This is a genomic window from Bradyrhizobium nivariense (assembly GCF_029846695.2).
Taxonomy (GTDB): Bacteria; Pseudomonadota; Alphaproteobacteria; order Rhizobiales; family Xanthobacteraceae; genus Bradyrhizobium.
In genome coordinates, this window is the sequence record NZ_JARWCR020000003.1 from 278,938 (window position 1) to 287,850 (window position 8,913).

The 8,913-nt window shown below is 65.5% G+C and carries 7 protein-coding genes; 3 read left to right on the forward strand and 4 right to left on the reverse strand.

Annotated features, from left to right (window positions below; all coding sequences use genetic code 11):
* Nucleotides 1-386 precede the first annotated feature (386 nt).
* A complete protein-coding gene (locus tag QCM77_RS04810; protein WP_279684815.1) occupies nucleotides 387-1,877 on the reverse strand; it encodes an MFS transporter in 1,491 nt (496 codons plus the stop codon).
* Between the two features lie 392 nt (nucleotides 1,878-2,269).
* On the opposite strand from QCM77_RS04810, the gene guaB reads away from it, so the two are divergent.
* On the forward strand, nucleotides 2,270-3,760 hold the full coding sequence (guaB, locus tag QCM77_RS04815; RefSeq protein ID WP_279665552.1) for an IMP dehydrogenase: 1,491 nt from the start codon (nucleotides 2,270-2,272) through the stop codon (nucleotides 3,758-3,760).
* A 67-nt stretch (nucleotides 3,761-3,827) separates the two neighbouring features.
* Here the strand turns inward: guaB and QCM77_RS04820 are convergent, their stop codons facing one another.
* The gene (locus QCM77_RS04820; protein ID WP_279665551.1) at nucleotides 3,828-5,957 is read right to left on the reverse strand and encodes a methyl-accepting chemotaxis protein; all 2,130 of its coding nucleotides are present in this window, start codon (nucleotides 5,955-5,957) and stop codon (nucleotides 3,828-3,830) included.
* A 137-nt stretch (nucleotides 5,958-6,094) separates the two neighbouring features.
* Here QCM77_RS04820 and curA point away from each other — a divergent pair, with 137 nt between their 5' ends.
* Both curA and QCM77_RS04830 read left to right on the forward strand, forming a co-directional pair.
* Nucleotides 6,095-7,117 (forward strand): NADPH-dependent curcumin/dihydrocurcumin reductase, encoded by a 1,023-nt coding sequence (gene curA, locus QCM77_RS04825; protein ID WP_279665549.1) that lies wholly within the window; start codon nucleotides 6,095-6,097, stop codon nucleotides 7,115-7,117.
* A 151-nt stretch (nucleotides 7,118-7,268) separates the two neighbouring features.
* Nucleotides 7,269-7,565: a hypothetical protein gene (locus QCM77_RS04830; RefSeq protein ID WP_279665547.1), complete on the forward strand. Its 297-nt coding sequence runs from the start codon at nucleotides 7,269-7,271 to the stop codon at nucleotides 7,563-7,565.
* Between the two features lie 9 nt (nucleotides 7,566-7,574).
* Here the strand turns inward: QCM77_RS04830 and QCM77_RS04835 are convergent, their stop codons facing one another.
* Together QCM77_RS04835 and QCM77_RS04840 are read right to left on the reverse strand one after the other, a co-directional pair.
* On the reverse strand, nucleotides 7,575-8,639 hold the full coding sequence (locus QCM77_RS04835; protein WP_279665546.1) for a LacI family DNA-binding transcriptional regulator: 1,065 nt from the start codon (nucleotides 8,637-8,639) through the stop codon (nucleotides 7,575-7,577).
* 177 nt (nucleotides 8,640-8,816) lie between these two features.
* On the reverse strand, nucleotides 8,817-8,913 hold a 97-nt coding region (locus QCM77_RS04840; protein ID WP_279663917.1), incomplete at its 5' end, for an IS3 family transposase.

Below are 8,913 nucleotides of genomic sequence, written 5' to 3' on the forward strand. Positions count from 1 at the left end.
TCCCTCCTTCGTTGGTGTTTCGACATCGTGCCAACATTGCCGACGGGCAAAAGTTGCAAGCGCGCGCCGGCGAGGAACAGGGAGTCCCGAACATAAACGAGCGTTGATCTTGGTGAACTCGCGCCCTCTGATGGGCAGGTCTGACTGATCGCGTTGGTTGGAGATTCGCATGCCCACTGTTCCGCGGGCGTTCGTTCGATCTGGCGCCGCGGGGTATACGCGCGGGAGCAAGAAGCCGCTCGGCGACCTCGCCTCGGACCATCCTTTTTCGCGTGGTCCGCGAGGGTCAGGTCAAAGCCAATTTCGGAAAAATGCAAATGATCGGCTGCTGTGCATAGGGCTGTTTCGGACTGTTGTCCGGGGGAGAGCCGGCATCTTGCTTTCCGCTACCCCAGCCGCTGATCCCGCACGTCCTGGGTATCCTCGGTCGCCGCCTTGACGGCCGCCTTGGCCGCGCCCTTGCCTGCACCCTTGCGGCTCGCGATCTCGACCGCCTTGCGGCCGGAGACTTCGTGGCCGGCATCATCGGGCATCTGCCAGAAGAACCAGCTCGACGCCGCCGAGGTCAGTGCGATCACGACGAAGGCCGGCGCGAACACGGTGGCGTTGAGCTCGCTGACGTGGCCGAACCACATCGTCGTCTCCACAGAAGCTGCGCCGACGGCGACGCCGGCCGAGACCGCGAGCTGCTGGTTGACGCTGACGAGCGTGGTGGCGCGGCTCATCTGCGCGTTCTCGACCTCGGCATAGGCAACCGTGTTGATCGCGGTGAACTCGAGCGAACGGAAGAAGCCGCCGACCACCAGGATGATCATGATGATCAGCAGCGGCGTCGTCACCGTGAAGAGCGCACAGGCGGCGAGGAAAACTGCACTGATGATTGCGTTCACCGTCATCAGATTGCGGAAGCCGAAGGCGCGGATGATGCGTGCGGCCAGCGCTTTCATGCCCATGGCGCCGAGCGACGAGCCAAACGTGACGAGGCCGGATTTGAACGGGGAGAGGCCGAAGCCGATCTGCATCAGGAGCGGCAACAGGAACGGCAGCGCGCCGATGCCGAGCCGGAACATGAAACCGCCGAGAATGGCCGCGCGCAGCGTCGGCAGCTTCAGCAGCGTAAAGTCGAGCACCGGCGATCCCGTTCGCCGCGCGTGAAGGACGTACAGCGTCATCGAGATCGATCCGCCGACGACCAGGGCGGCAATCGTGCTCCACGGCAGCAGATTGAGTCCGGCAACCGACAGCCCGAAGGCAATGCCGGCGAGCCCGAGGCCCGCGAGCACCATGCCGTAGAGGTCGAACGGCTCTCGTTCTTCGCTCTTGATGGGATCGATGAAGCGCAAGGCCATGAAGATGCCGAGCAGCCCGATCGGGATGTTGATCAGGAAGATCCAGTGCCACGACGCATAGGTGGTGATGAAGCCGCCGAGCGGCGGCCCGATCACGGGGCCGATCAGGGCAGGAACCGTCACCCACGCCATGGCATTGACCAGCGCGCTCTTGTCGACCGACCGCAACAGCACGAGGCGCCCGACCGGCGTCATCATCGCCCCGCCCATGCCCTGCAGGATGCGCGCGAACACGAAATTGGTGACCGAGGTCGAGAGCGCGCAGCCGACCGAGCCGACCATGAACACGCCGACGGCAATCGCGAACACCATGCGCGCGCCGAACCGGTCGGCGGTCCAGCCGCTCGCCGGGATGAACACCGCAAGCGACAGCAGATAGGAGGTGATCGCGAGCTTGAGCGTCAGTGGGCTCGTGCCGATGTCAGCCGCGATCGCGGGCAGCGATGTGGCGATGACCGTCGAGTCCATGTTCTCCATGAAGAGAGCAGTGGCCACGATCAGCGGAATGACGCGTTGCTTGTCGACCATGACGGATTGGTAATGAAAAATCGGAGGGAGGGGCGAACTTGCGGCTTATCACTGCCGCTGGGCCGCGACCATTGCGGATCAACGCATAGCACCTAAATCCCGCATAACAACGATGTGAGCCCCGATGGACCCGCGCCGCCGGGAGGTGGTCGATCCGCCAGCACGGGCCGCCCAGCCGTCTGCGCTGAACCGGCTATCCCCGCTGAATTTGCCTAAAAGGCCCGTGCATGGCTGGCCGGCGGTCCGATTTGCTTTGATTCGTCACCCACCCGTGCTATCGACCCGCGTCAACCCCACCGATGGGCTCCGATTCTCCGGCGATGCCGCAAGGTACGCCGAGGGCGGCGCTCATCCATAGCTATTTGCGGCAGGGCCGCGGAAGGAGTTGGCACATGGCCACGGTGCAACAAGGCATTCGCGAAGCCCTCACGTTCGACGACGTGCTGTTGAAGCCGGGCCTGTCGGACGTCATGCCGGGCGAGGTCGACATCCGCTCCCGTGTCACCCGCGTCATTCCGCTCAACATCCCGATCATGGCCTCTGCCATGGACACGGTCACCGAAGCCCGCATGGCGATCGCCATGGCGCAGGCCGGCGGCATCGGCGTCATTCACCGCAATTTCGATCCCGAAGGGCAGGCCGCCCAGGTGCGGCAGGTCAAGCGCTACGAGTCCGGCATGGTGGTGAACCCGCTCACCATCAGCCCCGACGCCACGCTGGACGACGCGCTCAAGCTGATGAGCGATCACGGCATCTCGGGCATTCCCGTCGTCACCGGTGCGGGCAAGTCCACGCCGGGCAAGCTGGTCGGCATTCTCACCAACCGCGACGTCCGCTTTGCCACCGACCGCCAGCAAAAGATCTCCGAGCTGATGACGCATGAAGGTCTCGTCACGGTGCGCGAGAATGTCGGCCAGGACGAGGCGCGGCGGATGCTGCACCAGCATCGCATCGAGAAGCTGCTCGTGGTCGACGAGCAATATCGCTGCGTCGGGCTGATCACCGTGAAGGACATGGAGAAGGCGGTCGCCCATCCGCTGGCCTGCAAGGACGCGCAGGGGCGCCTGCGCGTCGCCGCCGCCACCACGGTCGGCGACAGCGGCTTCGAGCGCACCGAGCGGCTGATCGATGCCGGCGTCGATCTCGTCGTGGTCGACACCGCGCACGGCCATTCCCGTCACGTGCTCCATGCGGTCAACCGCATCAAGCGTCTGTCCAACTCGGTGCAGGTCGTTGCCGGCAACGTCGCGACCTCTGAGGGCGCACAGGCGCTGATCGATGCGGGCGCGGACTGCATCAAGGTCGGCATCGGCCCGGGCTCGATCTGCACCACCCGCATCGTCGCCGGCGTCGGCGTGCCGCAGCTCACCGCGATCATGGATGCGGTGGAAGCTGCGAAGAAGTCCGACATCCCCGTCATCGCCGACGGCGGCATCAAGTTCTCCGGCGACCTTGCCAAGGCGCTCGCCGCCGGTGCCGACATCGCGATGGTCGGCTCGCTGCTCGCCGGCACCGACGAGACGCCCGGCGAAGTGTTCTTGTGGCAGGGCCGCTCCTACAAGGCCTATCGCGGCATGGGCTCGGTCGGCGCGATGGCGCGCGGCTCGGCCGATCGCTATTTCCAGCAGGACATCAAGGACACGCTCAAGCTCGTGCCCGAAGGCATCGAGGGCCAGGTGCCTTACAAGGGCCCGGTCGGCAACGTCATGCACCAGCTCGCCGGGGGCTTGCGTGCCGCGATGGGTTATGTCGGTGCAGGCAACCTCCAGGACTTGCACGACAAGGCGCAGTTCGTGCGCATCACCGGAGCGGGCCTGCGCGAAAGCCACGTCCACGACGTCACCATCACGCGCGAGGCGCCGAACTATCCGGGCGGGGGTTAGGCACCGCGCGGTCGTTCCGGAACGATGCAACCCATCGAACCGGCCCGAGCTCGCTGATTGGCGTGGCCTATGCTGCGCGCACGGCTTCGAGAAATTTCCCGACCTCGAGCTTGAGGCGGCTCGAGTCCGAGGCGAGCAATTGGGCGGCGGTCAGCACCTGGGACGAGGCCGAGCCGGTCTGGCTGGCGCCCTGCTGCACGTCGTTGATGTTGGCGGAGACCTGCTGGGTGCCGTGCGCTGCCTGCTGAACGTTTCGCGCAATTTCCTGCGTGGCAGCTCCCTGCTCCTCGACGGCTGCGGCAATCGTCGAGGAGATTTCCGACAGTCGCTCGATCGTCTCGCTGATCGCCCTGATGGCGCCGACGGACTCCTGCGTCGCCGTTTGGACACTTCCGATCTGTCGATGGATTTCCTCGGTCGCCTTCGCGGTCTGCTGTGCCAGCGCTTTTACCTCTGAAGCGACCACCGCGAAGCCGCGGCCGGCATCGCCGGCGCGCGCGGCCTCGATGGTCGCGTTCAGCGCCAGCAGATTTGTCTGGCCTGCAATCGAGTTGATGAGCTCGATGACGTCGCCGATCCGGCTTGCCGCCTGCGACAATTCGCCGACGCGTTCATTGGTGCGGCGAGCTTGCTCGACGGCATCGCCGGCCACGCGCGCGGATTCCTGGACCTGCCGGCTGATCTCGTTGACCGACGATGTGAGCTCTTCAGTCGCGGAAGCGACCGATTGCACGTTGGCGGATGCCTCCTCGGACGCAGTCGCGACTGCCGTCGTCAGCGACTGCGAGCGATCTGCTGTCGTGTTCAAGGTGCCTGCCGAACCCTCAAGCTCGGTCGCGGCCGACGACACCGTGCTCACGATCTCGCCAATCACGGCCTCGAAATCGCGCGTGATGGCGTTGACGCGGCGGCCGCGCTCGATCTGCGCTTCAGCGTTGCGTGCAGCATCCTCGTCGGCGGACTTTTTCGCAATCAGCGCGTCCTTGAAGATCTGTAGCGCGTTTGCCATGGTGCCGATCTCGTCCTTGCGATGCCCGTCGGGGATCGCAACGTCGAGTTGGCGGTCGGCAAGCCGCAGCGTCACTCCGGTCAGCCGTACCAGCGGGCCGATCACCTGGCGCATCACCGCGATCACGACGGCGATCGAGGCGATGAGCACCACCAGCAGAGCCGCGAGAGCCCAGGTCAGCCGCATCTGCGCCTGTGCTATCGCAGCGTCGTTGGCCTCGTGAGCAAAGGCCAAGGCGGCGTCCCGCAGACCCAGCACGCTGTTCAGGACACGACTGATCCAGCCGGGCCACTCGGCCTCGCTGACCGGGCAGGGGCGGCCCTCGCGGGCTGCTGCGACCACCTCCCGGAACCGCGGCTCCGCTTCAGTGATCATTGTCGTGCGCACCTGGCTGAAGACGTTCACCAGCGCCGGCGCATCTCCGGTATTGTGAACTCCCTGCTCGATCTGCTTCCAGATCAGCGCGATCTGGCCGGTCAACTCGGTCAAGTCGACGCGCTGGGCCGGCGACAAGGGCTGATTGCGGGCGAACAGGCCGAGCACGGCGGCGCGTGCGCCATTGATGGCGCGCATGCTTTGTGCACTTTGCGCCAGCTCCGCCGAAGGCAGGAGATTCTCGATGTCGCTGCCGGTGTGCGACAGGCTGATCAATACTTCGCTTGTCGCCGCAGTGAGGGCGTCGACGGCGCGCGCAAGTCCATCCACGATCGCCGTCTGGCTGTCGGCGGGGCGTTGCTGCCTGGGCAGGACCACCGCCTGGCGTGCGGCGCTGCGAGTCTGCAGCAACGCCTGTTCGGCTGCTTCGATCGACTTGGCTGGCAGCTCCGCCGCGCGAACCGCCGCCTTGGCCGCGCCGATGGCGGCATCCGTGTTGGCGATGGTCTTGTCGAGGGCGGACAGCTTCTCGGGTGTGGCTGGGTCGGCCGGGGTCGCAACTGCGAACCAGGCGGTGCGTTCGACCGGAATGAGGCTGTTGGCCTTCATGACCAGCTCGAAGGCGGTCAGCGAGCGCGCGGCCGCCTCTCGCTTGCGCAGATCGCCCCATCCGCCCCAGGCCACCGCCCCGGCGAAGGCTACGGCCAGGAGGCTCGTGATCAGATTGCCTGCCAGGACGCGCCAGCGCAGGCTGATGCCGCCGTTCGCGCCGATCTTGGAGGAATGTTCAGACGGCAGCGAAAGCTCTGGCACGGATAGGCTCTTTGGTCGTGGAATCGCTGCGTAATTTTAGTTCGCAATCGCGACCAAAGCCTTAATTGACCGAGAGTTTGCTTCGGCGCGACGCTCCTCCTAAATGACTGCGACAAGCCAATCAGGAGGAAGCCATCATGTCCCAAGGCAAACGCATCGTTCTCGCCGCGCGTCCCGTCGGTGAGCCAAAGCCGTCCGATTTCCGCATCGAGGAATTCGCGATCCCGACGCCCGCGGCGGGTGAAGTCCTGCTGCGCACGATCTGGCTGTCGCTCGATCCCTATATGCGCGGGCGCATGAGTGAGGGTCCGTCCTACGCGGCGCCGGTGCCGGTGAACGGGGTGATGGAAGCCGGCACGGTCTGCGAGGTCGCCGCCTCCAACAATTCGGGCTTCGCCAAGGGCGACATCGTGCTTTCGCGCGCGGGCTGGCAGACGCATGCGATCTCGGACGGCAAGGGGCTCGCGAAGGTCGATCCAAAACTCGCGCCGATCTCGACGGCCGTCGGCGTGCTCGGCATGCCCGGGATGACGGCGTATACGGGGCTGCTCGAGATCGGCAAGCCGCAGGAAGGCGAGACCGTCGTCGTCGCCGGCGCCTCCGGCGCGGTCGGCTCGGCCGTGGGCCAGATCGCGAAGATCAAGGGCGCACGCGCGGTTGGAATCGCCGGCGGCAAGGACAAATGCGACTACGTCGTGAAGGAGCTCGGCTTCGACGCCTGCCTCGATCACCGCGATCCTGATCTGGCCGCGAAGCTGAAGGATTCCTGCCCGAAAGGCATCGACGTCTATTTCGAGAATGTCGGCGGCGCCGTGTTCGAAGCGGTCTTCCCGCTGCTCAACCCGTTCGCGCGCGTGCCGGTCTGCGGCCTCATCGCCCACTACAACGACACCGAGGCAAAGCCGCCGAAATGGGCCGCCAGCATGATGCGCGCGACCCTGACCAAGCGGCTGACGTTCCGCGGCTTCATCGTCTCGGACTTCGCCTCCCGCCATGGCGACTTCCTGCGCGATATGTCCGGCTGGGTCCGCGACGGCAAGGTCAAGTACAAGGAGTTCGTCACCGAGGGCCTGGAGAGCGCCCCCGGGGCCTTCATGGGGCTTCTGAAGGGCGCCAATTTCGGCAAGCAGCTCGTCCGGGTCGGGCCGGACAAAGCTTGATCCGCCGCTCTCGGCCCCCTCGGGGGCCGGGTATGGTTAACAAAGAGTGACCGATCGGCCACACCCGCCCGCAAAAGCAGCAGGTGTGACCGTCGGTTCATTGACGGGTCCGCGAAGGCATTGAATCATCGCGCATATTTTAGGTGCTGCGATGTTAGAGATCGGTATTTTCTGCGTAATCCTGCTGGCTGCCGGCTATTGGATGGCCATGTTCGTCATGGGCCGCCACGACGACGTCATCCATGGCAAGTTCGTTCACACCGAGGACGCGAGCGCGTTCGCGCAATCCGCGATGCCCAGCCCCGCGCCGCCATTCCCGAAGCGTCCAGTCAAAGCCGCGCGGCCTGCCAATGTTCAGCCTGCCAATACCGGGGCCAAGCCGGTGAACAGCGAGGCGCTGCAGTCCCTGCTTGCCGCGATCCAGCAGGATCTCAAGAGCGTCGCCTGATCCGCGCGTTCAGACGCTGCCGCGCTCGACCATGAACAGATCGACCGCAAGTCGCTGTTCGGGGCGTGGCGTGCCAGTCAGGCGCGCCAGAAGCAGTTCGCCTGCGATACGCCCCACAGCCGCGGCATCGAACGAGATCGTGGTGAGGCCGGGCGTGATCTGATCGGCGACGTCGTTGTCGCCGAAGCCGAGCACAGCGAGATCGCGCGGCACCGACAGGCCCCGGCCGCGGGCCTCGATCAGTGCGCCGGTCGCGAGCAGATCGTTGGCGCAGAACACGGCATCGACGCGGTCGCCGCGGTCGAGCAGCGCGGTGAAGGCGGCGCGGCCGTCGACGAGCCCCGTAATTTCGCGGACGCCGATCTCGTGGATGATCTCGAGCCCGAGCTCTGCCGCGGCCGCGCGAAAACCGTCGCGGCGCAGCGCACCGCGCCCAACGCTGCGGCCGATGAAACCGACGCGGCGATGTCCGGCTTCAGCCAGCCTTCGTGCCGCCATCGCACCGGCATCCGCATTGGGAAGGCCGACCAGCATGTCGATGGGATCGCGCGGAAACGCCCAGGTCTCGATCACGGGAATGCCGAGTTCTTCGAGCGCGGCGCGATTCTCCTCGAGCTCGATCACGCCGGTGAACATCACGGCCGCAGGCCGGATGCCGCGCAGCGACTGGATCATCGCGACCTCCTTGGCATAGGAGTAGGAGGTCTGGCCGATCAGCACTTCAAAGCCTTCCGGCTCCAGCGTGGCCGCGAAGCTGCGCACCGCCAGCCCAAACTGCTGGCTAAGGATGTTGGAGACGAAAGCCATGACCACGTTTGATCGCCCCGAGCGCAGCGCGCGCGCGTGCGGGTTGGACGCATAGCCGGTCGCCTCGATCACTTCGAGGATACGCTCGCGGGTCTCGCGATTGACCTTCTCGGGATGGCGCAGCACCCGCGACACCGTGATCGGCGCAACGCCCGCGCGCTCCGCCACCTCCGCGATGCGCGGCGGCCGTCCGGTCGCGCTGCTGCGGCCGGGCGGCGCCGGAATGCGCACCACGTCGTCATAGGTCGGCTTTGCCGGATCGGTCATCGAATCCCTGGGAAGAGCGACGTTAGATTAGAGCATGATGCGATCAGATCGTATTGCAACCAAGATGGCGGTGCGCTCCCTCTCCCGCAGGCGAGAGCTTTGCACAAAGGCGAATGAGGGATTCATTAGGGCCTAGGCTCGGAGGGGTGAGCTGCTGCCGGTTTGATGGACGGCTGGTTAAGCTAATCCCACCTTGCGCTCGAACTCAACAGGGCTGAGATATCCGATCGTCGAATGACGGCGGATGGCATTGTAGAACCGCTCGATATAGTCG

Bases quoted from the DNA above. Each gene is read 5' to 3' on its own strand.
- QCM77_RS04810 (WP_279684815.1), bottom strand. From the start codon at position 1,877: ATGGTCGACAAGCAACGCGTCATTCCGCTGATCGTGGCCACTGCTCTC.
- guaB (WP_279665552.1), top strand. From the start codon at position 2,270: ATGGCCACGGTGCAACAAGGCATTCGCGAAGCCCTCACGTTCGACGAC.
- curA (WP_279665549.1), top strand. From the start codon at position 6,095: ATGTCCCAAGGCAAACGCATCGTTCTCGCCGCGCGTCCCGTCGGTGAG.
- QCM77_RS04835 (WP_279665546.1), bottom strand. From the start codon at position 8,639: ATGACCGATCCGGCAAAGCCGACCTATGACGACGTGGTGCGCATTCCG.
- QCM77_RS04830 (WP_279665547.1), top strand. From the start codon at position 7,269: ATGTTAGAGATCGGTATTTTCTGCGTAATCCTGCTGGCTGCCGGCTAT.